This window comes from Methylobacterium brachiatum (assembly GCF_900113845.1).
Classification (GTDB): Bacteria; Pseudomonadota; Alphaproteobacteria; order Rhizobiales; family Beijerinckiaceae; genus Methylobacterium; species Methylobacterium brachiatum.
The window spans coordinates 81,214-106,153 of the sequence record NZ_FOQW01000002.1; the positions used below are offsets into that span (position 1 = coordinate 81,214).

Consider the following 24,940-nt stretch of genomic DNA (forward strand, 5'->3'; position numbering starts at 1 on the left):
TTCCCGCTGAAAGGCCAAAGTCCGTTCCCCACCCCTAGCCGAAGTTGCCGGGCGGCCGACCAATGACCGCTTATGGGAAGCGCCCATGCCGATCCAGGCGGCCGGGTTGAGTCGATAGCGGATCGACCGCTTAGGGTGGCTTTCCGCCGGTCCGCTTCGGGACGTGGGATAGAAGGACCGGACGTTGGACTCGCGCTGAAGCGGGCCGCCTAACGAAGCGCATCCGCGATCCGTAGCAGCGTCGCGGTGACGACCCGGGGGTCGAGCGGCGCCACGGCAGTCCGGACACGATCTTCCGCATCGGCCACGATCCCGGAAGCCCTGTCCAGGATGCCACGACCGGACGCCGTCAGTTCGGTCTTCAATACGCGCCCGTGCTCGGGGTGGGCAGTCCGCACGATGAAGCCGTTGCGCTCAAGCGCGACGAGGATCGCCTGCATCGTCTGTGGGGTCATGAATGCCTTCCTCGCGAGCGTGGCGTTCGACGCGCCCGCTGTGCCCTGCAGGCAGGCGAGGACCGCATATTGCGGCATGGTCAGCCCGGTTTCGCGGAGCTCGGCGTCCAGACGGAGGCGGAGCGCGTGCTGGGCCTGCTTCAAGGCAAACCCGAGCGTCCCGTACGGATCGGCCTTGCCGGACACGGCGGCCTCGCTTGACATATCAGTACCCTTATACTTATCAGGGGCCTGACAATAGCCTCGAACGTCGGCCCAGGGAAGACCCATCGTGCCCCATCTGATCGGACCGGATTTCATCGGCATCCAAGTCGTCGACATCGAGGCCGCGCGGACCTTCTACACAGACATCGTCGGGTTGAAGGCTGCCGCCCAAAGTCCGCCCGGCGCCGTGGTCTTCGACACCAAGCCCATCCCGTTCGCCGTCCGGACGCCCGTGATCGACCTGGGGGACACGGAAGACCTCGGCCGGGGCATCGCCATTTGGTTCGGCTGCGACGACGCCGACGCCCTGCACGATCAACTAGCCCAGCGGGGCACGACGATCGTCTTCCCGCCCAAGGACGGGCCGTTCGGCCGCTACTTCGCGTTCCGTGACCCGTTCGGCTACACGATCACGCCGCACACCGTCGCGCGGCCATAGCTGGAGCGCGCCATCCGGACGCCCGACCGTCGCGGACGGTACGGGCGGACGGGAGCGCTTCACGCCGTCCCGCGGGCGTCATCCATCGCGTCGAGGTCGGCGATGAGGCTTCTTCCGCCCGGCTGCCAGCCGAGCCGGGACCGCGTCAGCGCGCTCGACGCCGTCATGTCGGCCCCCGCGAACCCCGCCAGCCACCCGAAATGCGCGGCGGCCGCGTCGGGCGCCACCGAGACCGCCGGGACGCCCAGACCCCGGCCGACGGCTTCCGCGATGGCTCGGAGCGGGACGCCCTCCTCGGAGACGGCATGGTACCGGGCCCCCGCCTCGGCACGCTCCAGGGCCATCACGTAGAGGCGGGCGACGTCGCGCCTCGGTCCCGCCGCCCAGCGGTTCGCGCCGTCGCGGACATAGGCGGAGACACCCTTGGCCCGGGCATGGGCGATCAGGTAGGTCACGAGACCCTGCTTGACGGTGTCGTGCACCTGCGGGAGCCGCATCACCGACACGTTGACGCCTGCGTCCAGCAACGCCTCACCCGCCCGTTCGGAGGCGACCCTGGGGTTCGGGTGGTCCCTGTCGAACACGTCCTCGGTGGCCGGGCGACCGGGCGCCGGGCAGCCCATCGCCACGCCGGACGTGATCAGCAGGGGCCGGTCCGAGCCCTTGAGCGCGGAGCCCAGGGCCTCGACCGCGCGCCGGTCCTTCTCGCAATTGGCTACGAAGTCCGAGAAGTCGTCATGGTCGAACGCGGCGTGGATCACGCCGTCGGCCCGGGCGGCTCCGTCGCGCAGGCTGCCGAGATCCGTGAGGTCGCCGCGATGCGGCTCGACCCCCGCCGTGCGCAGCGCCGTAGCGCCGGCCTCGGACCGCGTCAGCCCGACGACCTGATGCCCGGCGGCGACGAGTTCCGGGATGAGCGCCGAGCCGATGAATCCGGTGGCGCCGGTGAGGAATACACGCATGGATGACTGTCCGCGTTGTGGGGAGAGCCCACTGTCCAGCGGCTGGCATCATCGTAAAATACGTGACCTTATCGGGGTATAGTCTTTCACAGGATCGCCATGCCGGCCGGCTCGGAGAACCCCCTCGGCGCCTACCTGCGGGACCGGCGGGCGAAGCTCGACCCGTCCTCATTTGGGTTCGCGGGCCGCAGGCGCACGCCGGGCCTGCGGCGGGAGGAGGTCGCCCAGCGCTCGAATATCAGCGCGACCTGGTACACGTGGCTCGAGCAGGGCCGCGGCGGCGCGCCCTCCGCGGACGTGCTGAACCGCATCGCCGCCGGTCTGATGCTGACCGATGCTGAGCGCGAGCACCTGTTCATGCTCGGCCTCGGACGCCCGCCGGAGGTCCACTACGCGGTCGCCAAGGGGATCACGCCCCGGCTGCAGCGGCTGCTCGACACGCTGGAGACCAGCCCGGCGCTGATCAAGACCGCCACCTGGGACGTCGTCGCGTGGAACCGGGCGGCGGCCGTCGTGCTGACCGATTGGGACACTGTTCCCCCGGGCGAGCGCAACATCCTGCGCCGGATGTTCGGCTCCAGCCAGGTGCGCGCGATCCAGCACGACTGGGACAGCGTGGCCCGCTACGTGGTCGGGGCGTTCCGCGCGGACGCCGCCCGCGCCGGCGCGGCGTCCGAGGTCGGCGCACTGGTCGAGGAACTGTGCCGGACGAGCGAGGACTTCGCCGCGCTTTGGCGTGAGAACGAGGTGCACCGTCACGGCGAGGGGACGAAGCGGCTGCGGCACCCGACGCTCGGCGCCATCGAGCTTGAGTATTCGTCCTTCGCCGTCGATGGCCGTCCCGATCTCGGCCTGATCGTCTACAACCCCACCACACCGTCCGTCAGGGAGCAGATCCGCAGGCTGGTCGATGCCCGGCCCGGCGACGGCACCCGCGCGGACCCTTCGCGGTAACCGCGCGATCGACATCGACGTTCGAACGCGCCGGCCCCATGGGATGGGACCGTCCCGTCGGCCTCCTGAGACGGGCCCCTCCGCTTCCGCGGAATGAGGCCTTCCCGAAGCGACTTCGGCTGGACCTATACTCCCGGTCGCGTCACCCCGAACCCGTCACCGTCCTGGACAAGGCGGCGGCGGGTTGACCTTTGCCGCATTACGTAGCATCAATTGTTACATGAGACGCGACAGTCGCCTTTCCGGCATCCTGCACGTGCTGCTGCACATGGCCGGGGAACCGGGACCGCTCACCTCCGAGGCACTCGCAGCGGCCATGCAGACCAATCCGGCGGTGGTGCGCCGGACCATGGCCGGGCTTCGCGAGGCGGGCTTCGTCCGGTCCGGGCGCGGGCACGGCGGCGGCTGGACCATCGCGCGCGACCTGCACGAGATCACCCTTCGCGACATTCATGTCGCGCTCGGTTCGCCCGACCTGTTCGCCATCGGCAACCGCACCGAAGCCCCCGGCTGCCTTGTCGAGCAGGCCGTGAACGCGGCCCTCGACGACGGCTTCCGCGAGGCCGAGCGCGTGCTCTTGGACCGCTTTGGCAGCGTCACCCTCGCCGCGCTCAGCGCCGACTTCCACGCTCGCCTCGCCGCGCGCGGCGGCACCCTGACCCTGGAGCAAGCCCATGCCGTTTGACGTGATCGTCGTGGGAGGCAGTTTCGCCGGCTTGGCGGCGGCCACCTACATCGCCCGCGGGCGACGCTCGGTCTGCGTGGTCGACGCGGGCAGCCCGCGCAACCGCTTCGCGGCGGCCTCCCACGGCTTCCTCGGCCAGGACGGCAGCGACCCGCGGACGATGCTCGCGCAGGCCCGCGCCCAACTCGCCGCCTACCTGCAGGCAACCCTCGTGGAGGGCAAGGCCGTCGATGTCCGCGCAGGACGGGACTTCACCGTCACCCTCGCAAGCGGTGAGGCCATGGATGCGGCCCGCCTCGTCCTCGCCTACGGCCTCACGGACGTGCTTCCCGAGATCCCGGGCTTGGCGGAGCGATGGGGCAAGAGCGTCCTTCACTGCTCCTACTGCCACGGCTACGAGTTCGCCGACGGGAAGCTCGGCGTGTTGGCCGTGTCCCCCATGTCCGCGCATCAGGCATTGCTGATCGCCGAGTGGGGGCCGACGACGCTCTACCTGAACGGCGGCGACATGCCCGATGAGGCGACATGCGCCCGGCTCGCACGCCGCGGTGTCGGGATTGAACCCGCCCCCGTGGCGGCCCTCGTCGGCGAGGGCGGTACGCTGTCGGGCTTGCGGCTCGGTGACGGGCGCATGGCAACCGTCGACGCCCTCTATCTCGCCCCGCGGACGCGGATGAACAGCCCGCTGGCGGAACGGCTCGGCTGCGCGCTCGACGAAGGGCCGTTCGGTCCGGTCATCCGCACGGATGCCGCCAAGCTGACGACGGTTGCGGGGGTGTATGCGGCCGGCGACATCGCGCGGGCGCCCCACAGCGTGAGTTGGGCCGTAGCGGACGGTGTCACGGCGGGTATCTCGGCCCACCAGTCCCTCGTACTGGCGCGCTTGGCTGCCTGATCATGCCCAACGAATGTCGTGTCCGCTTCGGAGCATCGACCAAGAGACCCTGAATGGCCGTGTCGGGTCGGCTTCTGCCGGTCTGCTCTGCGACCAGGTTGGGTGGGGAGCGGTCAGGCTGCTTAGAGTCGCGCGAGGTCTCTGAGCGGACATCGTTCCTGCAGCCCACCGATGCAGCTCCGAATATGTGGTCGCGATCCGGTCACGCCTGAACGGTGGAATCCCGCTTATTCGAGGGAACCATGACAGGGTCAGCCTGGGCCTAGCCTTTGACGGCCGGATCGTCGATGTGGTCCGTATCCTCTTCCAGGATTCGGTGGCCGGCCGCCATCGGAGGGATCACGGAGCCCGCCGGGGGGCGTCTGACGATGAATCCATCCGTGACATGCTCCTACACCGGTAGCTTGGCGATAATCCCATCGAAGGCCTCGCCGGTGAGCGCCCCCTCGTAACGGGCGTCGTTCACGAAAAAGGTCGGGGTGGCATGGATGCCGAGCCCCTCCGTCGCGCGGGCCTGCACGCGGTTCACGTGGTCGTAGAGTTCCTGGTCGGCGAGGAGGGCGTCGAACTTCGCCCGGTCGAACCCGGCCTGGCGCAACAGGCCACGCATCGCATCGAGGGGCTTCGGCACGAAGGCCCAGGTGGTTTGCCTCTCGAACAACAGGTCGGTGATCGCATAGTAGTGCCTTCCGCCATCTGCCCGGGCGAGCATGAAGGCGGCCGTGTCGAGTGGGTTCAGGGGATATCCACGCAGGGCGAAGCGCACCCGCCCGGTGTCGATCCAGCGCCTCCGGACGGCCGGCAAGGTCCTGTCGTGGAACGCGGCGCAGTGCGAGCACGTCACCGCGGCGTACTCGATCAGCGATACCTTGGCGTCGGACGCACCGATCCAGATGTCTCCGAGGGGCCCCGCCATCGACGGGTCGTCGACGGAGACCGCGAGGGCATCGGAGGGCCATGTCGCCAACGCCCAGGCGGGACCGAGGAGGATGGGGCCAGCAAGGAGATTGCGGCGGGTGATCCGTCCCGCCGCCGTTACTTCCGTAGATATCATGCGATGTCGCCTCGGTAGCGCCCCCACCCGATCGGATCGACCGGATGGGAACGTTTGGAACAGGTTCGTCGCCGGTACCGTGGGTAGCCTCAGCCGGGGCCGACGCGATCCTTGGCATCGTCGGCGAGGTCGCCACGGTGCATCCAACGAGAGTGGCTGAAAGATCAGTTCGGCCAGCAGCGGCGTCCGTAGGGCCCGATGTGGAAGCCCGCCGGGCAGGAGGCGCCGCGGACATAGCCACCCCATTGGCCGCCAGTCCTGCACCCGCCGTAGGGGCCGCGATGGGCGTAGGGGCCGCAACCGCCGTAGACCTGGATGATCTTTGCGCCGTCCAAGCCGGTGAACACGGCCGGCTGGATCAGCGGTGACGCCGCGGCGGGAAACGCCAGTCCGGCAAGGAGGGCGACCGGGGCGAAGATCTTCAGCATCGTCGAATCCTTCTCTGCTCTCATCAGAGCCGCGATGCCGGAGATGGCCTCGCGACCGATGAGGGCCAGGATCGTCCCCGCCTGCCTCCCGGATGTGACGGACCGATGCGTCGACGTAACGTTTTGTAACGGGGCGCTTCACACGTCGTCCCTGTCGTCAGGCAATGGCCGGCAGGATCGCGACGAGGCGGGCGCCGCCGAGCGAGGACGCCTCAGCCACCACGGTACCGCCGTGGGCCTCCGCGATCTGCCGCGCGATGGCGAGCCCCAGGCCGGTCCCGCCGGTCTGGCGGCTGCGGGACCGTTCGATCCGGTAGAACGGGCCGAATACCGCGGTCCGCTCCGATTCCGGGATACCCGGGCCGTCGTCGTCCACCGTAACCCGGCACGACGCACCGGTCCGGCTCACCGAGACGGCGACGGTCGAGGAGCCGAACTTGACGGCGTTACCGATCAGGTTGGCGACGACCCGACGCAGGGCGAGTGCATCCCCCGCGGTGACCGCATCCTGCACGTCTTCGCCGGTCAGATGGACGTCGATGCCATGCGCGGCCTGCTCCGCGACCTCGATGGCGACCAAGTCGGCAAGGTCCACCGCCGTCCGCCCCACCTCGACCGCGGTGCCACGGGCGTAGCCGAGCGAGGTGTCGATCAGCGCGGTCATCGCGTCGAGGTCCTCGACCAGCCGGTCCCGCCGCTCCGGCTCCGACACGCCCTCGGCCCGCAGGCGCAGGCGGGTCAGGTAGGTCTTGAGATCGTGCGAGATGGCGCCGATCAGCAGCGAGCGCTCGCCAAGGAGCCCGACGATGCGATCCTGCATGTCCCGGACCGCCCGGGAGAGGCGTCGTATCTCCGGGGCGCCACGCGGGGCGGCGACCGGCTCTGGCGCTCGACCATCGAACCGGGTCACCGCCTCGGTTAGATGCCGCAGCGGGGCAAGTTCGTGGTGGGTTCCGACGAGGACGAGGCCTGCGACCACCGCGCCAAGCACGGCCACCCAGAGGCTCAGTGGCTGCCCCAGCAGCCATGGCATGATCGAGCGATGCTTCTCGACGGCCGAGATGACAAGGGTCCGGCCGTCCGGCAGCCGATAGGTCGCCGTCGCGAGGCGGCCTATCGGCTGGTTCCTGTCCCTGTCGTTGACGTCCCCGGGATCGACGCCCCGGTGCAGCATGGCGGTGTCGGTGTAGGCCTGAAGCGGCCCGTCCGGATCGCCGGTCATCCGGCGCAGGCGCCGTTCGAGGCGCGGCTCCCGGATCAGCCCGGCGTCGTCCGGGGTCGCGTCGACGATCTCCACCCTGAGGGACTCGCCGCTGACGGCCTTGAGGATGGCCGGTCTCAGGGCCGGGTCGGCATCCCTCAGCAGGGTGACGATGTTCGCCGCCTGGTCGACACGCGGGAAGCGCGTGGCGTAGGGAGAGGGCTCCTGCCGCCGCTGCCAGGTATCAAGCGCGACGGTGGCGAGCACGAGCGTCGAGAGCGCCCCGAGCAGGATCAGCATGATCCGCCCGAGCAGGCCGACCCGGGCCATCATGGCGCCCGCGCCACCGGTGCGGCGAGGATGTAGCCCGCGTTGCGCACCGTCTTGAGCAGGGCGGCCGCGGCGCTGCCGGAGGCGTCGAGCCTGTGGCGCAGCCGGCTGACCTGCACGTCAATGGTCCGGTCGAAGGCCTCCGCCGTGCGCCCCCGGGTCCAGTCGAGGAGTTGGGCGCGCGACAGGACCCGCTGCGGCCGGGTGATGAAGCAATGCAGCAGGTCGTACTCTGCGCTGGTCAGGGCGATCTCGGCCGCGGGTTCGCCGGTCGTCACGCGACGAGCGGCGAGGTCGACGACGAGGTCCGCCACGGCAAGGGTCTCGGGATCGGTGGCGTACGCGCTGGCGCCATTCCCATGGGCTCGCCGCAGGACGGCGCGGATGCGGGCGAGGAGCACCCGCGGGTTGAACGGCTTCGAGACGTAGTCGTCGGCGCCCATCTCTAGGCCGAGCACCCGGTCGATGTCCTCGTCCTTGGCGGTGAGCATGACGACGGGCGGTCCGCCCGCTTCCCGCAGTCTCCGGCAGATGGAGAGCCCGTCCTCGCCCGGCAGCATCCAGTCGAGCACGATCAGATCCGGAGCGGGCCCGACCGCAAGGTGGCGGTCGAGGCCTGCGCCACCGTCGAGACCGACCACTCGAAGGCCCTCGCCCTCCAGGTAGCGCGCGAGTTGGATGCGGATGTCTGCGTCATCCTCGACGACGACGATGGTCGGGCCTTCTCTCATGCCCCGAACATACGAGGGACGGCCGGCTCGACAACGTGGAAATGGCCATTGTCACAAAACGTTACATTGGCCGCCCGACCGGTCGGATCTCCAGCGAAACCCCGTGGAGCTTCCTCGGCAAGCAATGCCATCGCCCTACGCCGGACCTCCAGGGATATCCAACCACGACCATAATGACAGCCTATTGTCGTATTGACTATGTGCTGGCGTCTGATATGTTCTGCTCATGAGCAAGACGTCCTCGCCCCGGCCGCCGGACCCCGCCCATCCGAGGCGCGCCCTCAACGACCTCATCATCCAAGTCTTCCGTTTGAACGGCGACCTGCTCGCTGCGGGCGACGTCCTGGTCGGCGACCTTGGGCTGACCAGCGCCCGCTGGCAGGTGCTCGGAGCCATCGCCCTGTCCCCGGTGCCGCTGCCGGTGGCGCACGTCGCACGAAACATGGGCCTGACCCGCCAGGCGGTGCAGCGCGTCGCCGACGACATGCGGACTGAGGGGCTGGTCCGGTACGAGCCCAACCCTCACCACCGCCGCGCCATGCTCGTGGTAATGACCGAGCGCGGCGAGGACGCCTACCGCCGTGCGAGCGAGCGGCAGGAACACTGGGCGGACGGGCTCGTCTCGGGCCTGCCCCCCGACGCCATAGAGGCGGCCGGCACACTGCTGCGCACGCTTCAGACCCGCCTCGCCGAGGCCGAGACCGGCGCACCCGCCGAACCTACCCTGGAAGGAGCCCAGCCATGATGACCTTCGTCGAGATGGATCCCACCGTCGCGCTCGCAGACCAGCTCGGGGACGAGGGCGGCCCCGTCGTCCTGTTCAACGTCTTTACCGCCCCTTCCGAGGATGCGGACCGCCTGCTGGCCGCATGGGCCGCGGACGCCGCCGTGATGAAGCGCCAGCCCGGCTTCATCTCGACCCAGCTCCATCGTGGCATCGCGGGCAGCGGCGCCTTCCTGAACCACGCCGTGTGGGAGTCCGTGGCCCACTTCCGGGCGGCCTTCTCCAACCCGGAGTTCAAGGCGAGCCTAGCCGCATATCCCGACACCGCCACCGTCAGCCCACACCTGTTCCGCCCCCTGGCGGTACCCGGCATCTGCGTCGCCTGACCCCGAGCTCCCCGAAACTGCAAGGCGACACCGATGCCGACATCATCCGACACCCCCGCCGTGGCAGCGTACGACGCCGACGTCATCGTTGTCGGTGCGGGACCCGTTGGCCTGACCACGGGCTGCGCCCTGCGCCATCACGGCATCGACTGCCTGATGCTGGAGGAGCGCACGGAGGTGCAGGCCTACTCACGCGCCAACAACCTCTGGGCACGCCCACAGGAACTTCTGGCTTGCATCGGCCTTCGCGACGCCCTCGCCGAGCGGGCCTACGCCATCCGTCTCGTCAACTTCTTCATGAACGGGACGCCGACGACGCCCATCCAGATCGACGATGTGGCCAGCCCCTTCCCGCAGGTCCTCTACAGCGGACAGGACGTGATCGAGCAGACCCTGGTCGAGACGTTCGAGGCGCGGGGCGGACGACTGGCCCGGGGTCGCAAGATCGTTGGCATCGTCCAGGACAATGACGGCGTGACCGTTTCGCTCAGACTCGGAGACGACGGCCCGGAGCACCGTCTGCGCTGCCGCTACCTCGTGGCCGCCGACGGCGCCAAGAGCACGGTGCGCCCGCAGGTGGACCTGAACTTCGAGCCCGAGCGGTTCGAGGGACGGATGAACCGCCAGGTCGACGCCAAGCTGTCCTGGCGGCGCTCGATGGACCCCGACCAGCTCTGGTTTTTTTACTACGAGCGCGGCTTCTGCGGCGTGTTGCCGGTCTGGGGCGGCTACCATCGCCTCTTCTTCCTGGCCGACGATGCGGGCGTGCCCGACCGGGACCCGACCCTCGACGAGATCCAGGCCGTGGCACGCGAGGTCACGGGCGACGAGACGCTGACCCTGTCCGACCCGCAATGGCTCACGCACAGCCGCTTCCAGTACGGCGTCTCGCCGGGCTACACCCGCGGACGGGTGTTCCTCGCCGGCGATGCCGGGCACCTGTCGCTTCCCATCGGCGGGCAGGGAATGAATGCCGGCCTGCACGATGGGGTCGAGATCGCCTGGCGGCTGGCCATGACCCTGCGGGGCGAGGCCGCGCCGGTCGTGTTAACCTCCTACGATGACGAGCGCGGGGGCGAACACGCCCGCCTTAGCGCGCAGCAGGCGAAGGGCTTCCGCCGCACCGTGTATCGCGGGTCGGTGACGGACGCCGCGCTCGGGCTGGCCGCCAAGGCGATGCCGAGCATCGGATCCCTGCTCCAGGGCACGGACGACCTTCAGCAGATGAGCGTAAGCTACCCGAAAAGCCCGCTGAACGAGGACCACCTCTCGGGACTGGCGCACCCTCTTCAGCGTGGGCCGAGGCCGGGCGAACGGGCCCCCGAGGCGGAGGTGACGCATGCAGGCACGACGACCTCGCTGTTCCCTTTCCTCTACAATCCGGACGGGCGAACGACAGGCTGGGCGTTGCTGTGCTTCGACGGCCGTTCATCGGACGCGGGCGACTCGCTGCGCGCGGCCATCGAGGCTGTCGCGCCCTGGAGCAACGTGCGCCCACGCCTCGTTCTGGCTGGTCCATACCTCGACGTGAAGGATGTGCCCGCCCTGTCGGATCTGGACGGCAAGGCGCACGGGGCCTACGACCTAGAGGGGAAGCCGGCCCTTGTACTAGTGCGCCCCGACGGGCACGTCGCCTTCCGCGCGTCGGCCGACCGACACGACCGTCTGGCCGCGTACTGTCAGCGGGTGTTCGGTACCGATGCGGTTTTCTCCGCTTGAGATTCCCTATCCGCTAGGAGCGACCGGACCCGGAACGCCGCAGTATCGGTTATCGATCCTGCGCCAAAACTATCGCGCGGCCGATGAACGGCCGCTTTCGGGAAGCACCGAGGGCTGACTGCACGGCCTGTATGGGTCGCATGCGGAATGTCCGCATATGCCCGCGTCTCCAGAGCCTTCGTTCGGTTGTCTCCTCTCCTCGTCGGCATGAGCCGGCGAGGAGACAGACGATGGGACACTCAGCACACGATCCGGCCACGAAAGGGCGGCCGGCCTGGAACGCGGGCCGCAAGCTCGGCGCCAAACGAGCCCTCAAACCTCAGCAGGTATGGGCCATCCGGTTCTGGCTCGACCGCGAACGGCGCACACGCGACCGGGCAATGTTCGACCTCGCCATCGACAGCAAGCTGCGCGGCTGCGACATCGTCAAGCTTAGGATCGGCGACCTCGTCAGCGGCGGTCGCGTCCGTAGCCGCGCCATCGTCATCCAGCGCAAGACCGGTCGACCAGTGCAGTTCGATTTGCTTGAGCCCGCTCGTACCAGCATCTTCGCATGGCTGGAGGTCAGGGGTGGAGCGCTTGAGGACTATGCCTTCCCGAGCCGGCTCGACGGCGTCACGCACATCAGCACCCGGCAGTATGCGGGGCTAGTCGATGAGTGGGTCACGGGCATCGGGCTACGCAGCGAGGACTACGGAACCCATTCGTTGCGTCGCACGAAGGCGTCGTTGATTTACAAGCGGACCGGCAACCTGCGTGCCGTCCAGATCTTGCTCGGTCACACCAAGATCGAAAGCACGGTCAGGTACCTCGGTGTGGACGTCGAGGATGCCCTGACCCTGGCAGAGGGAACTGAGATTTGAGCGGTCGGCCCCTCGACGTCAGTGTCGAGGGGCTTCAGAACCAGCCTGGCAGGAATGCGCCCATGGCGGCCGTTCCAAGCGCTCTGAATGTTGCTCCATTGCAGACATTCGCGTGACGTCTTCGGCCGTAGCTATTTGCATAGGGTGTCGGTTACAAAACCACTTCGCCTCCAGTGTTTTGTCACGGTTGCTGGCAAGGTCAGCCTCATAGGCGTGGCCGATGTCTCCGCGCACCCATTGTTCACTCAATCACTTGAAGGAAGTAGCTGGCAGCCTGCCCGTCCCACGCTGCCTTAGTACCTCCGACATACGTGCGGGGCCCTCAATCTTGGGAGGACGCCTCGACGGATGCTGTCTCTTCGGTATGCGCCTGGCGATTGTCGAGCTTACGCAGCTCCGAAGCGATGTCCTGCAGGCTGGCGTCGCCCTTGCGCAGAATGCGGTCTGCCTCGGACAGGCGGTCGCGCTCCGCTGCCGTGATGTTCCGAGCGCTCAGCACCACCACCGGAACCTCGGCGCAGCCGGGCAGAATCCGGAGCCTGTCGAGGAACAAGAATCCGTCCATCACGGGCATGGTCAGGTCGAGCAGGACGAGGCGCGGCACGCCGTGCCCGACTTGGTCGAGCGCCTCTTGGCCGTCGCCGGCCTCGCGGACAGTCCAGCCGTTGCGCTCCAGCACGGTCCGAAGGCGTTGGCGCATGTCGGCATCGTCGTCGATCACGAGCACGTCGCCGTCGGCGGCCCGGAACTGGTCCAGGATCGTGCGGAGGCGCGTCCAGTCCACGGGCTTCGGCACGGCCTCGACCGCGCCGAGCGAGGCGCCGAGCGCCGCATCGGCGACGAAGCTGACCATGACCACCGGGATAGCGGCGGTCTCCTGGTCAGCCTTGAGGGCCGCCAGGACCGACCATCCGTCCATCTCGGGCATCATCACGTCCAGCAGGATCGCCCGCGGTTTCAGCGACTTTGCCAACTCCAGGCCGGTGCGGCCGTCGCCCGCGGTGCGCACGGCGAAGCGCTGGCGTTCCAGAAACCGGGTCATCACCTCGCGCTGGGACGCCTCGTCGTCGATCACCAGCACGAGGTCGCCTGTGAGGGCCGCGCCTTCCGAACCCGCAACTGCCGGCATCTGCACAGCTTGGTCCGATGGCATCGCCGGCACCCGCAAGGTGAAGCACGTGCCCTGACCCGCGCGGCTCACGACCGTGATGTCGCCGCCGAGGAGCTGGGCGAAGGCGCGGCTGAGCGCCAGGCCGAGGCCAGTTCCGCCGAACCGGCGCGTGGTCGTCTCGTCGGCTTGGGTGAAGCGCTCGAACAAACGTCCGACCTGTTCGGTGCTCATCCCGATCCCGGTATCCTCGACCGTGAACCGAAGCCAATCACCGGCGCCATCCGTGTCGCGACGGGCCCGCAGGGTGATGGTGCCGCCCTCGGTGAACTTCGCCGCGTTCGAGAGCAGGTTGAACAGGCACTGGCGTAACTTCACCGCGTCCGTTCGGGCGCGACCTGCATCGTCGGCAATGTCGAGCACGAGGACGTTGCCCTTCTTTCGGACCAACGCTTCGACCGTGCCGGCGGCGTCCCGGGTAAAGGCGGCGACGTCGATGTCCTCAAGGTCGAGCTCCATCTTCTCGGCCTCGACCTTGGACAGGTCGAGCACGTCGTTGATCAGACCGAGCAGGTGCTGCGCGTTCGACTTGATCTTGCCGAGATCCTTCAGGAGGCTCTCCTGGCCGAGTTCCTCGGCCTCCTCCTCCAGCATCTCCGAGTAGCCGATCACCGCGGATAGCGGCGTGCGCAGCTCGTGACTCATGTTGGCCAGGAAGCGGCTCTTGGCCCGGCTGTGCTCCTCGGCTGCGTCGCGGGCCTCTTTCAGGGCGATCTCGAACGCCTCGCGCTCGGTGATGTCGGCATGGATGCCGACCCATTCCCGGATCGTCCCGTCGGGATTGCGGACCGGCCGGCCCTTCACGGCGAACAGCCGGTAGCCGCCGCTGCGGTTGCGCACGCGATGCTGGAGTTCGTAGCCCCGGTTCGCCGCCACGGCGTCCCGCCACGCGGCCTTCGTAGGCCCGACATCGTCGGGATGCACGGCCTCCGCCCAACCGGTTCCCTGGCACTCGGCCTCGGATTGCCCGGTAAAGGCCTGCCAGTACGGCTGCGGTCCGACCATCGCCCCGCGGGCGTCGGTGGTCCAGATGATGTCGCCGACCGCCTCGGCGGCGGCCCTGAAACGCCCCTCGCTGATATGAAGATTCCGCTGTACCCGCTGCTGTTCGAATGCGGACGCCAGCATGGCGATGAACAGGATCAGGAACGTCGCCCCGGCCACGGAAAGCGCGAGGTACTGCTGGCTCACGCCGACGCCGGTGGCATGGGCGGCGTGTGCGCCGGCCTCCTCGGCGGTGAAGGTCGCCGCCGCCATGCCGGTGTAGTGCATCCCGGCGACGGCGAGCCCCATGACCGCGGCTGCAGCGAGCTTCTGCCAGACGCTGTTCTGCCGGAAGGTCAACCAGAGCGCGGCGGTCGCGGCGGTCACCGCGATGGCGACAGAGATGGCGACGATGGGCAGGCTGTAGGCGAGGTTGCCCGCCACCCGCATCGCGGCCATGCCGGTATAGTGCATCCCCGCGACGCCGAGGCCCATCAGCGGGCCGCTGACGAGGACATCCCGCGTGTCCGCACCCTTGCGACTGACCCAGGCGAACGCGGCGCCGGTGGCGGCGACGGCGATGAGCAGCGACGCGACCGTGATCCCGAGATCGTAGGCGGCAGGCATGCCCATCTCGAAGGCGAGCATGCCGACGAAGTGCATCGCCCAGATGCCGCCGCCCATCGCCACCGCCGCGAGCGCCACCCAGGCCCAGCGCACCCCCGCGGCCGCACCTCTGACGCGCCCGCCTAGGTCGAGTGCCGTATAGGAGGCGAACACCGCGATGGCGATGGAGAGGGCAACGAGGGAGGGGTCGTAGCCGGTGTGGACCATAAGCAATCCGGAGAAGCCGCTGGTCGTGTCGGACCACTGCAGGAAGCAGGCTTGGCAGAGGTGAGTCTTGGTAGGAAGGCTTTGGGCCTGCGACAGACGTAGCAGCGCGCCCCGTCCGCCATCACGGACGTGTGACCACACGCTCATGCATGACGGTCGATCCCGCAAGCAGCCCGGTTTGGGCGGCCGATAACGGATCGGATTTAGTGAGGACGGCTAACTGTAAAGACCCTGTTCCCAGGCATAGGCCGTCGATGAGCGGTGTGACATCCGCGCCCCTGGTATAGGCGGAGTCGTTCTCTAGAACGAGAGCGATTAACGGGATCTCTCAAGCTTGAACGGCTTCTCAGACGGCGCGCGGATCGACGCCGAGATCACCAGCACCGTCGTGGGCTCCGATCCCTTCGCCGCCGCCGTACGGGCGACGCGGATGCCGATGGTGATCACCGATCCGCGGTTGCCCGACAACCCCATCGTGTACGTCAACGACGCCTTCGTGAGACTGACCGGCTACGCTCGCGAGGAGATTATCGGCCGGAACTGTCGCTTTCTCCAGGGGCCTGAGACGAGCCTCAAGGATGTCGCGCGGGTCCGGGATGCCATCGAGCGACGCGTCACCATCGAGATCGACCTGAAGAACCGGCGCAAGGATGGAACCGTCTTCTGGAACCGGCTTCTCGTCTCGCCCGTCTTCGCATCCGACGGTGAACTGACCTACTTCTTCGCCTCGCAGTACGATGTGACCCTTGAGAAGGAACGCCTCGTCATCCTTCAGAGGGACCGGGATGCCCTGGAAGCGGAGTCCGCGCGCCGTTCCCTCGAGCTCATCCAGAGCGAGGAGCGCCTGCGCTTCACGCTGAAGGCCGGGCGCCTCGGGGCGTGGACGCTCGACCTCGGTGTCATGCGCCTGATCTCGTCGGACGGGCTCAGGGAGAACCTCGGCCGCTCGCCGCACGCCCCCCTCAGCTACGAAGAGATGATTGCGGCCATCCACCCAGACGACCGACATAGGAAGCTGGCGGCACGGGATGCGGCGATTGCGGGGCACTCGGATTACGACATCGAGATCCGTATCATCACACCGCGGGGCGAGATCCGCTGGCTGCAGTTTCGCGGCCGGGCATCGTACCGCGCGGATGGCACGCCGCTGAGCATTGCCGGGATCAGCCTGGACATCACCGACCGCAAGAGGGCCGAAGAACACCGGGACCTCCTGGCGGGCGAACTGAACCATCGCATCCAGAACACCCTCGCGACCGTGCAGTCCATCGCCCGGCAGACGCTGCGGGGGGCAGCCTCCTTGGAGGAGGCGCAGGTCGCGATGGAATCGCGCCTGCAATCGCTGTCCGCCGCGACGGAGATGCTGGCCCGGGGTAGCGGCGATTGGGCGACCCTGACGGAGGTGGTCATCGCAGCGCTGCACCCGTTCGGCGTCGAGCAGGATCAGCGCTTCAAGATCGGCGGTCCGATCCTGCGCCTCGCGCCGCGCATCGCACTGGCGTTCGCCCTCGCGATCCACGAACTCGCGACGAACTCCGTCAAGTACGGTTCCCTCTCGGTGGACGATGGCCGGGTGATCGTGAGCTGGGATGTCGTGGACGGGTCTAGCCCCGACCGGCTCTGGTTCCAGTGGCAGGAGGTGGGCGGACCTCGGGTCTCGCGGCCGACGCGAACCGGCTTCGGCTCGCGGATGATCGAGCGGGCCCTGGCCCAGGAGATCGGAGGGACGGCCGAGATCGATTATCGGCCGCGCGGCGTCGTGTTCACGGCCGAGGCTCCACTTCCGGAGATCACCCGAGACTGAAGGCCCCATGGCGGCCGCCGCTGGAAGTCCCGAACCGCCGGGAGCCGCGCCGGACTGGGCGGGCGCGCTCGGCCAGGGGTACGCCGCACGTCGAACCAGGCCTATCGCCCTCGGTGAACGCAACGGGTGAGAGGCGCCGTTCCCTGACGAGCTTCAAGGCCGGGAATGCTCCACGGGCCGCGTCATCGGCGCCCACACCCCACCGCCGAGACGTCTCCACGGTCAGTGAGTGGCGGTTCAACGGGATCCTCCCCGCCGCGCTTATCGAGCGTGGATGAGGTCCTTGATCCGGGAGGCGAGCGCTTCCATCGCGAACGGCTTGGTCAGCATCTGCATCCCGGGCTCCAGATGCCCGTTTCCGAGGAACGCATTCTCCGCGTAGCCCGTGATGAACAGGACCTTGAGGGTGGGACGCCGTTCCCGGCCCGCATCCGCCATCTGCCGGCCGTTCATGCCGCCGGGTAGGCCAACGTCGGTGACGAGCAGGTCGATGCGCACGTCGGATTGCAGGACTTTCAGCCCCGCGACGCTGTCGGCCGCCTCGATGGCGGTGTAGCCGAGATCCTCCAGCACCTCGGTCACCAGCATGCGGACGGACGGCTCGTCGTCGACGATGAGCACGGTCTCGCCCTGTGCGGCACGCGCCACCTCGGACAGTCGCCCGACGACGTCGTCCTCGTCGGTCTCCCCGTAATGGCGCGGCAGGTACAGGCACACGGTCGTGCCCTGACCGACCTCGGAATAGATCCGCACCTGACCGCCCGATTGTCGAGCGAAGCCATAGATCATCGATAGGCCAAGCCCGGTCCCCTCGCCGATGGGTTTGGTGGTGAAGAACGGTTCGAAGACCCGGGCGATCACCTCAGGCGGCATGCCGATGCCGGTGTCCGTCACGCAGAGCGAAAGGTACTGCCCCTCCGGGATCTCATGTTTGATGGCGGCCGGTCGATCCAGCCACTTGTTGGCTGTCTCGATGGTGATGCGCCCCCCCTCCGCCATCGCATCCCGGGCGTTGATGCACAGGTTGAGAAGTGCATTCTCGAGCTGGCCCGGGTCGATCAGCGTCGGCCACAATCCTGTCGTACCGACCACCTCCAGCGCGACCTGCGGGCCGATGGTGCGCCGGATGAGCTCCTCCATGCCGGCGACCAGGCGGTTCACGTCGGTGGGCTTCGGGTCGAGGGTCTGGCGACGGGAGAAGGCGAGCAAGCGGTGCGTCAGGGCCGCCGCCCGCTTGGTCGCGCCCTGGGCCACGGTCATGTAGCGGTCGAGATCGCCGAAACGTCCCTGGCCCATGCGCGTCTGCATGAGCTCGAGTGAGCCGGAGATGCCGGCGAGCAGGTTGTTGAAATCGTGGGCCAGCCCCCCTGTGAGCTGGCCCACCGCCTCCATCTTCTGCGCTTGGCGGAGCTGCTCCTCGGCCTGCATGAGCTCCGCCGTCCGCTCGGCGACGTGCTGCTCCAGGCTCTCGTTGAGGGCGCGAAGCTCGGCGGCGACGCGGTCGCGCTCGGCCTCGACCGCGCGCCGCCCATCCACGTCGATGAGGACGCCGGGAAAGCTCAGGGGTGTGCCGTCCGGGGCATGCTCGACCCGGCCGTTCGCCTCCAACCAGTAGTACCGCCCATCGGCGCGGCGCACGCGATACTGGTGGGCGTAGGCGCCGCCGCGGTTGACGGCATCGTTGATGGCCCGGGCCAGTCCCGCTTGGTCGTCGGGGTGGACGGTCTCGACGATCTTGGCGAGGGGAATGCCCTCCCGACCGTGCGCCGGATCGAGGCCGAAGGCGCGGGCAAAGGCCTCGTCCACCGTGAAGCGGTCCTTCGGCAGATCCCAGAACCAAGTGCCGATGATCGCACCGGCCGCGAGTGCGAGCTGGACGCGCTGCACGTTCTCGCGGGCCAGGGCCTCGCTGGCGCGCAGTTCCGCCTCCGCCTTCTTGCGGGCGGTGATGTCGGTGAACAGAACCGCGACTTCGCGCCGGCTGGCCGGTTCGATCCGATGCGCGGACACCTCCAGGTGCCGGCCGGTCGGACCGAACATACGGTCGAATCGGACAGGCTGGCCGGTGCGGAGGACATCGCCGTAGCGCTGGAGCCAGTGCTCAGTCTCGAAATCAGGGGCGATGTCGCGCAGCGTCTGGCCGGCCACGTGCGGGATGCCGAGGTGATGCTCGAAGGCGAAATTGGCCTCGACATGAACGTAGTCGCCGAATGGTCCATGCGGTCCGTCCACGAAGCGGATGATGCAGAAGCCCTCGTTCATGCTGTCGAACAGCGTGCGGTAACGCCCCTCACTGAGGGCGAGCGCGTCGCGTGCGATCCGCTGCTCGGTGACATCGCGCGCTATGCCCGCGAACCGAACGGGACGCCTGGAGGAATCGCGCTCGATCTCCCCCTTGCGGGCGATCCATCGGATCTCGCCGGTGTCGGGGCGGCGGATGCGGTACTCGACATCCCGGGGCGGCGCGCCCTGCTTGCGCGTCTCCGCCGTCGAGACGAGATGCGCGTCATCAGGGATGATCAGTCTCTCGAACGCCGTCGACGGGTACTCCGTCCGTTCGGGCAATCCGTAGAGGCGGCAGAACTCCGGGGTCGGCTTGAGGACGTTGTCGGCCAAGTCGATGGTGAAGAGGCCAACTCCGCCGGCCGTCTGGGCCTGGCGCAGGCGCGCCTCGGCGTCCGCGAGCGCCTTTCCCGCGAGGTGCTCGTCGGTTCGGTCGCGGAGGATCTTGACGAAGCCGGTGGCGGAGCCGGCCTGGTCCCGGAGGGCCGACATCTCGCCGCTGGCCCAGAACAGCTCACCGGTCTTGCGGAGATGCCAGCGTTCGTCGACCGCACGCCCCTCGGTGAGGGCTCGCCGCATCTCCTGCACCGGTATGCCGGCGGCGCAGTCTTCCATCGTGAAGATTGCGTCGCCGGAATGTCCCCTGATCTCCTCGGGCGTCCAGCCCAGGATGCGGGCCGCCCCCTCACTCCAGTTCGTTACGGTCCCATCGAGGTCCATCACGATGATGGCGTAATCGACGGCGCTCTCGAAGATCGCCCGGTAGCGGCTCTCGGTCGCCTGGAAGGAGCGCTGAGCAGCAACCTCCCGCGCTTCGACCAGGCTTGCCGAAGCGGCATCGGCAAACAGTCGAACGACCTGCAAGTGGCGGTCCGTGAACGCATCCGGCCGGCTCGATTGAAGCCTGAGGACGCCAATGCTGGTGTGTCCCCGAAAGACCGGGACGGCGACGCATGAGTGCATCCGCATCCGCTCGGCAAGAAGCTGGTTGACGCGCATGTCGACCCGGATGTCGGGCACCAGCAACGGTTTGCGGGATTTGAAGCATGCCCCGGACAAGCTGCCTTCCACCGGGACGCGCCGTCCCCGGAAGGCTTTCAGGGTGCCGGCAACGGCGCGGTATTCCAGGTCCTTTCCGTCGGCCAGCTCGACGACCCCGCCGTCGGCTTCGGGCGCGGCCTGCATGGCGCCATCGACGAGGATATCCAGGATCCTGTCGAGGTCGCCCCCAGCGTCCGAGATGGCCGCGTGGGTGCGGTGCAGGACTTCGCGGGCGTGGTAGATCGCTGCCTGCTCAGCCATCAGCGCATCGCGTGCGGCCAACGAACGCCGGAGGTCGAGTTGGCTCATAACCTGCCGCGCCAGCGCCTTCAGGTTACTGGCCTGGGCCTCCGTCAGGCCGTCCGCGCGCGGCTCGGTATCGATGACGCACAGGCTCCCGATGACCTGCCCCTCAGTCGTGCGCAGCGGTGCACCCGCATAGAAGCGGATGAAGGGCACGCCGGTGACGAGCGGGTTCGCCTCGGTGCGCGGGTCGCCGGTGAGGTCCGGGATGACGAGAAGGTCGGGCTCATTGAGGGTGTAGGCGCATACAGAGCTGTCGATCTCCGTCTCACACAACGGGAACCCGACGCGGGACTTGAACCACTGCCGGTCGGCCGCCACGAGGCTGACGAGCGCGACGGGAGTCTGGCACAGTTGGGTGGCCAGTTGCACGATGTCGTCGAAACCGACCTCGGGCTGGGTATCGAGGATGTCGTAGGCCGCGAGTGCGGCGAGCCGGTCCGGGTCGCGGACGGTATCGGCGATCATGGACACGGCGTCAGGCCGAACGACGCATGATCCCGGGCCACACCGTCGCTGATCCGGGCTCGAAAGCGGCGCCCTCAGCCCGGACAAAGCCCTCCTGGGTCGTGGTCAAGGCGATGCTGCGAGGGGGCGTAGCGGACATGGGGTGCCTTCGCACGGCGATGCGGATCGATCAATCTTCACGAAGATCCCGGGTTTACGATCAACCCACGATCCTTGAAATGCCGCCACAGCGGCCCTGTCAGCTCTATTGGCCCGGGACGACCATCTCGAAGCGCAGTCCCCGGTCGTCGATGGTGCGCCGGAAGTTGCCCCTCAGGCTGCGCTCGATCGTCTGCTTCAGGAGGCGTGACCCGAAGCCGGTGCCATCCGATTTCGTCGCCGCTGCCGATACGGCTTTTTCCTGCCAGATGAGCCTCAACGCCTCGCCGTCGATGCGACCGGTCAGCGTGAGCGTACCCGAGCCCGAAAGCGCCCCGTATTTCGCGGAGTTTGTCGCAAGTTCGTGAAAGATCATCGCGTAGTCGTTGATTCTGTCAGGGGTCGCCGCAGCGGCGTCCTCAACGTCAACCGTGATGTTGGTGCCGTCCCGGTAAGGGGCCAGGACGCGCTCGGCGAGATCGCGTAGCCTGACGTTACCCTGGTCAAGCGTGTGCGACCGAGTTGCCAGGGTCGTCGCCTCATGCAGGACACCGAACCGCCGGGACAGGTCCTCGGCGAATTGCGGGGTCGACTTTGCCTCACGGGCGACGAGGGCGGTGAGCGCGCGGGCGACGGTGAACATGTTCGAGACGCGATGGGCGAGTTCGGCGGTGAGCAGGTGTTCAGCCTCCTCCGCGCGCTTCCGGTCGGTGATATCGAGAAAGATGGCCTGGACCCATTCGCCGACACGGCCGGCTTCCCCGCCGGCACCCCGCGCGGAGATCCAGCGGGCCTCGATCCCCTCGCCGATGCGAAAGTCAAAGCTGTAGGGCTGCGGATCGTTCGCGCTCGCCGCCCAGTCGAGCGTCATCCGATCGCGATCCGTGTCGTTGACCTTGGCGAAGAGCGTGTCGATGTCCACCACCGACTGGGATGTCCCCCAGAACGTCCGGCACAGGCCATCGAGCTGCGCCAAACGCCGTTCCGGGGACCAGGCCCACAGGCCGACGCCGCCCCTGTGGATCGCGCCGGTGAAGCTGGCGAGGGTCCACTCGTCACCCGTGAGGACAGGGTCGTCAACCATGCGCGTTCTGTTCGGCGAGGGGGCAGGAGGTTAAGGGTTTAACCGCCGGGACTGGAAACCCGTCGGCGGCGGAATTGCTCCATTCCTCGCCCTTCGTGCCGTCACGGACGAAGACCGACGCGACAGATGTGCAATCGTCGTAGCGGCTTGCAACCGATGCCGACATCGCTTGTTGACCGGCCATGTCGCTGAAACGCGCCCCGGAAGCTTCCATCATCCTCGTCGTGGAGGACGATGATCTCGTGCGGATGAATGCCGTCGAATTGCTCGAGGATGCGGGATTTGCCGTGATCGAGGCGCGCCACGCGGACGAGGCGTGGTTCATCCTGCATGACCGGTCGGATATCGGCGTGCTGTTCACCGATGTCGACATGCCGGGGTCGATGTGCGGCGTGACCCTCTCTGAGCGTGTCTACCATGCATGGCCCGACATTCGGCTGGTGCTGACATCCGGGCGGCACCGGTTCTCCGACCGGGAGGTGCCCGACCACGGTCAGTTCGTGCCGAAACCCTACAGCCAAGCGCAGGTCGTCTCGGCCATCCACAACGCGGATTGACGGACGAGAAGGATCACTCGTGAGATTAGGGCCCACGTCTTCTCCACGCTTTGTTTCACGGCCCAAGCGATGCGTCCGCCTATAAAAGCTACCTTACATAGCCTGCGCGCAAGCTGGGTCAGGAGCAGGGTATGCGCGGCACGATGAAAGCCGGCAGAAGGTGGACCGGGGGCATTCCTCCAAATCCTGGCGTTCCTGATAGCCTGCGTGAAAGTCTTGAATGGCCAAGCCTTCATCCGTCCAGTTCGCCTCAAATCATGATCCAGGCGAAAAAGATCTCGTCCATCCGCGCGGGGCAAATCAATGTCACAAGTCGCGATTGTCTGGATGAACCACGCGACCATCATCGATACGCGTCGTGAGGCCCCGCGCGTCGAAGTAGGCCAGTAGCGGCATGGTCATGTTCCGACTGATGCCGGTGGTCTCGCGAAAACGGCCGACCGTGAGGAGTGCCTGGGGATGCTCGGCCGCGACCGCGCGCGCCCTGTCAGCCAACTCGGCCAAGACATCGGGCAAGACGTAGTAGTGCCCCGACACGCGCCTCAGCCATCCGAGTCGTCCGAACTTATCGAGATGGGGCCGCAGGGTCTCGGGCTCCCGGTCGACCCGTGCGGCGAGATCCGCGAGGCGCGGCTGGTCGAGCCCCGCTTCCTCAAGAACGGCGCGGACGGCTTCATAGAGCGCTGCCTCGGGCGCAGCGAGACGGACCGTGTGCCCGGCCAAGTGGTAGAGCGCCCCCCGCCGTTCGATGCGGCCCGCGCCGAGAAGCGGGTCGAGGGCCGCCCGCAAGGCGGGGCGGTCCGCACTGGCCACGCGTTCGCTCAACTCCTCGACCGTCAGGCCCGGATTGTCCGGCTCGAACCTGTGTGCGTCGTCGAGGATCGCGGCGACCGACTCTCCGAGCGCTGTTATCCGCCCTTTTGCAAAGCCCAAACGCTCGCGCGGCGTGTCGACCGCTATGAGATCGACCTCGCGCGACAGAGCTTTCATCCTCGCGGCCGGGACGTTGCGCGAGCGCGCGAAGTGCTCGAGATCGAGACCCTCCTCGCTGTGAGCGAGGAGGTGGGTGAGCGCCGCGCCGTGGTCCGCCGTGTTCAGAGCCTCGACGATCATGCGCCGCCCTGGCGACCATGCTCCCCGGCGGGGTCCCTCGATATCGATGATCCGCCCGCCGCCCAGGGTGCGCACGGCTGAGACATCGCGCAACACGAAACGGTCGCCATGCAGCGCACCCAGGCTGGCATCGAGGACGATCTGCGCGATCGCCGCCGCACCGGGTTCGACGCTGGAGCCTTGCGGCAGCAGAACCCGGCCGGTCGCGGAAGCAGCGCCGTGATGAAGGTGGACGGGCGTTCGATGGCGCAGGGGACGAGTTTCGCTCGGCAGCACCCGCAGGGACACGTCGAGGCGGCGTGCCGGCCCGTGCAGGTGTGGTGCCAGGATCCAATCGCCCCGGTGGATGCCGGCCCGCGAGAGTCGCGGACCCGTCAGGTTGAGGGCACATCGCTGCCCGGCCGCGGCCACGGCGCAGGCGTCGTGACCGACGCGCAGACCCCGCACCCGTGCTTCGACCCCGCTCGGGGATACGAGGAGCGTGTCGCCCGGTCGGACGCTGCCGGAATGGACGGCCCCCGTGACGACGAGGCCAGCGCCGACGACGGTGAAGCAGCGATCGACGGCGAGGCGAAAATCGCCTTCGGCGGCCGCGGGGGATAGGTCGGCTGCGGCCGCTTCGAGACGCCGGGCCAGGTCCGGGATCCCGGCGCCGTTCAAAGCCGAGCAGGCGATGACGGGCGTCTGCACGAGCGCGGTCTCGGAGAGCACGGACCGAATCTGCGCCTCGACCTCGGACAGGCGTCGCGCATCGACCGCATCGCTCTTGGTGATGGCCACGAGGCCGCGGCGGAGACCGAGCACGTCCAGGATCGCGATGTGTTCGCGGGTCTGGGGCATCACACCATCGTCGGCCGCCACGACGATGAGGGCGAAATTCACCCCGGTGGCGCCGGCGACCATCGTGCGGACCAGGCGCTCGTGGCCGGGGACATCGACGAAGCCGATCGTGCGGCCGCCGAGGGCCGTATAGGCGAAGCCTAAATCGACGGTGATGCCGCGGGCCTTCTCCTCCGGCAGCCGGTCGGCATCGATCCCGGTGAGCGCCTTCACCAGGGTCGTCTTGCCGTGATCGATATGGCCGGCGGTGGCGACGATCATCGTGTCCTCGCTCCTGTCGGCCTTGCACCTAA

20 protein-coding genes are annotated in these 24,940 nt (G+C 68.0%); 10 read left to right on the plus strand and 10 right to left on the minus strand.

Going from position 1 to position 24,940, the window contains the following annotated elements; all coding sequences use genetic code 11:
* Window positions 1-209: 209 nt before the first annotated feature.
* The gene (locus BMZ47_RS00355) at window positions 210-641 is read right to left on the minus strand and encodes a MarR family winged helix-turn-helix transcriptional regulator (RefSeq protein ID WP_244536697.1); all 432 of its coding nucleotides are present in this window, start codon (window positions 639-641) and stop codon (window positions 210-212) included.
* Between the two features lie 85 nt (window positions 642-726).
* Here BMZ47_RS00355 and BMZ47_RS00360 point away from each other — a divergent pair, with 85 nt between their 5' ends.
* Window positions 727-1,098 carry a VOC family protein gene (locus tag BMZ47_RS00360; protein WP_091857465.1) on the plus strand — a complete coding sequence of 124 codons (372 nt, stop codon included), beginning with the start codon at window positions 727-729 and terminating at the stop codon, window positions 1,096-1,098.
* A gap of 59 nt (window positions 1,099-1,157) precedes the next feature.
* Here BMZ47_RS00360 and BMZ47_RS00365 read toward each other — a convergent pair whose 3' ends face one another.
* Window positions 1,158-2,060 (minus strand): SDR family oxidoreductase, encoded by a 903-nt coding sequence (locus BMZ47_RS00365; RefSeq protein WP_091857467.1) that lies wholly within the window; start codon window positions 2,058-2,060, stop codon window positions 1,158-1,160.
* Window positions 2,061-2,159: 99 nt separating this feature from the next.
* Between BMZ47_RS00365 and BMZ47_RS00370 the strand changes: the two genes are divergently transcribed.
* The 3 genes from BMZ47_RS00370 to BMZ47_RS00380 all read left to right on the plus strand — a co-directional run bounded on the left by BMZ47_RS00370 (window position 2,160) and on the right by BMZ47_RS00380 (window position 4,594).
* On the plus strand, window positions 2,160-3,014 hold the full coding sequence (locus BMZ47_RS00370; RefSeq protein ID WP_091857469.1) for a helix-turn-helix transcriptional regulator: 855 nt from the start codon (window positions 2,160-2,162) through the stop codon (window positions 3,012-3,014).
* Window positions 3,015-3,234: 220 nt separating this feature from the next.
* Entirely contained in the window at window positions 3,235-3,699 is a 465-nt protein-coding gene (locus BMZ47_RS00375; RefSeq protein ID WP_091857472.1) for an Rrf2 family transcriptional regulator, read from the plus strand.
* Window positions 3,689-4,594 carry an NAD(P)/FAD-dependent oxidoreductase gene (locus tag BMZ47_RS00380; protein ID WP_091857474.1) on the plus strand — a complete coding sequence of 302 codons (906 nt, stop codon included), beginning with the start codon at window positions 3,689-3,691 and terminating at the stop codon, window positions 4,592-4,594. Before BMZ47_RS00375 ends, BMZ47_RS00380 begins: the two co-directional genes overlap by 11 nt.
* Before the next feature lie 391 nt (window positions 4,595-4,985).
* On the opposite strand, the gene BMZ47_RS00385 is transcribed toward BMZ47_RS00380, so the two are convergent.
* The 4 genes from BMZ47_RS00385 to BMZ47_RS00400 all read right to left on the minus strand — a co-directional run bounded on the left by BMZ47_RS00385 (window position 4,986) and on the right by BMZ47_RS00400 (window position 8,338).
* Window positions 4,986-5,648 carry a thioredoxin domain-containing protein gene (locus BMZ47_RS00385; protein WP_091857477.1) on the minus strand — a complete coding sequence of 221 codons (663 nt, stop codon included), beginning with the start codon at window positions 5,646-5,648 and terminating at the stop codon, window positions 4,986-4,988.
* A gap of 164 nt (window positions 5,649-5,812) precedes the next feature.
* Entirely contained in the window at window positions 5,813-6,076 is a 264-nt protein-coding gene (locus BMZ47_RS00390; protein WP_091857479.1) for a GCG_CRPN prefix-to-repeats domain-containing protein, read from the minus strand.
* Window positions 6,077-6,233: 157 nt separating this feature from the next.
* Window positions 6,234-7,610: a sensor histidine kinase gene (locus BMZ47_RS00395; RefSeq protein ID WP_244536698.1), complete on the minus strand. Its 1,377-nt coding sequence runs from the start codon at window positions 7,608-7,610 to the stop codon at window positions 6,234-6,236.
* A complete protein-coding gene (locus BMZ47_RS00400) occupies window positions 7,607-8,338 on the minus strand; it encodes a response regulator (RefSeq protein WP_091857485.1) in 732 nt (243 codons plus the stop codon). The genes BMZ47_RS00395 and BMZ47_RS00400 overlap by 4 nt, the downstream gene beginning before the upstream one ends.
* Before the next feature lie 226 nt (window positions 8,339-8,564).
* On the opposite strand from BMZ47_RS00400, the gene BMZ47_RS00405 reads away from it, so the two are divergent.
* From BMZ47_RS00405 to BMZ47_RS00420, 4 genes are all read left to right on the plus strand, one after another.
* Window positions 8,565-9,083: a MarR family winged helix-turn-helix transcriptional regulator gene (locus BMZ47_RS00405; protein WP_091857487.1), complete on the plus strand. Its 519-nt coding sequence runs from the start codon at window positions 8,565-8,567 to the stop codon at window positions 9,081-9,083.
* Window positions 9,080-9,448, plus strand: coding sequence for an antibiotic biosynthesis monooxygenase family protein (locus BMZ47_RS00410; RefSeq protein WP_091857489.1), 369 nt, complete (start codon window positions 9,080-9,082; stop codon window positions 9,446-9,448). The genes BMZ47_RS00405 and BMZ47_RS00410 overlap by 4 nt, the downstream gene beginning before the upstream one ends.
* A gap of 60 nt (window positions 9,449-9,508) precedes the next feature.
* Window positions 9,509-11,167, plus strand: coding sequence for an FAD-dependent monooxygenase (locus BMZ47_RS00415; protein ID WP_244536699.1), 1,659 nt, complete (start codon window positions 9,509-9,511; stop codon window positions 11,165-11,167).
* A gap of 230 nt (window positions 11,168-11,397) precedes the next feature.
* Window positions 11,398-12,030, plus strand: coding sequence for a tyrosine-type recombinase/integrase (locus BMZ47_RS00420; protein WP_091857493.1), 633 nt, complete (start codon window positions 11,398-11,400; stop codon window positions 12,028-12,030).
* 322 nt (window positions 12,031-12,352) lie between these two features.
* Here the strand turns inward: BMZ47_RS00420 and BMZ47_RS00425 are convergent, their stop codons facing one another.
* Window positions 12,353-15,016 (minus strand): MHYT domain-containing protein, encoded by a 2,664-nt coding sequence (locus BMZ47_RS00425; RefSeq protein WP_091857495.1) that lies wholly within the window; start codon window positions 15,014-15,016, stop codon window positions 12,353-12,355.
* A 334-nt stretch (window positions 15,017-15,350) separates the two neighbouring features.
* Between BMZ47_RS00425 and BMZ47_RS00430 the strand changes: the two genes are divergently transcribed.
* Entirely contained in the window at window positions 15,351-16,820 is a 1,470-nt protein-coding gene (locus BMZ47_RS00430; RefSeq protein ID WP_007569445.1) for a PAS domain S-box protein, read from the plus strand.
* Window positions 16,821-17,081: 261 nt separating this feature from the next.
* Here the strand turns inward: BMZ47_RS00430 and BMZ47_RS00435 are convergent, their stop codons facing one another.
* Window positions 17,082-20,915, minus strand: coding sequence for a PAS domain S-box protein (locus BMZ47_RS00435; RefSeq protein ID WP_091857497.1), 3,834 nt, complete (start codon window positions 20,913-20,915; stop codon window positions 17,082-17,084).
* A 244-nt stretch (window positions 20,916-21,159) separates the two neighbouring features.
* The gene (locus BMZ47_RS00440) at window positions 21,160-22,137 is read right to left on the minus strand and encodes an HWE histidine kinase domain-containing protein (RefSeq protein WP_007569441.1); all 978 of its coding nucleotides are present in this window, start codon (window positions 22,135-22,137) and stop codon (window positions 21,160-21,162) included.
* A 182-nt stretch (window positions 22,138-22,319) separates the two neighbouring features.
* On the opposite strand from BMZ47_RS00440, the gene BMZ47_RS00445 reads away from it, so the two are divergent.
* Window positions 22,320-22,694, plus strand: a complete 375-nt coding sequence (locus BMZ47_RS00445; RefSeq protein WP_007569439.1) for a response regulator — start codon at window positions 22,320-22,322, stop codon at window positions 22,692-22,694.
* Window positions 22,695-23,000: 306 nt separating this feature from the next.
* Here BMZ47_RS00445 and selB read toward each other — a convergent pair whose 3' ends face one another.
* Window positions 23,001-24,908: a selenocysteine-specific translation elongation factor gene (gene selB / locus BMZ47_RS00450; protein ID WP_091857499.1), complete on the minus strand. Its 1,908-nt coding sequence runs from the start codon at window positions 24,906-24,908 to the stop codon at window positions 23,001-23,003.
* Window positions 24,909-24,940: the final 32 nt, after the last annotated feature.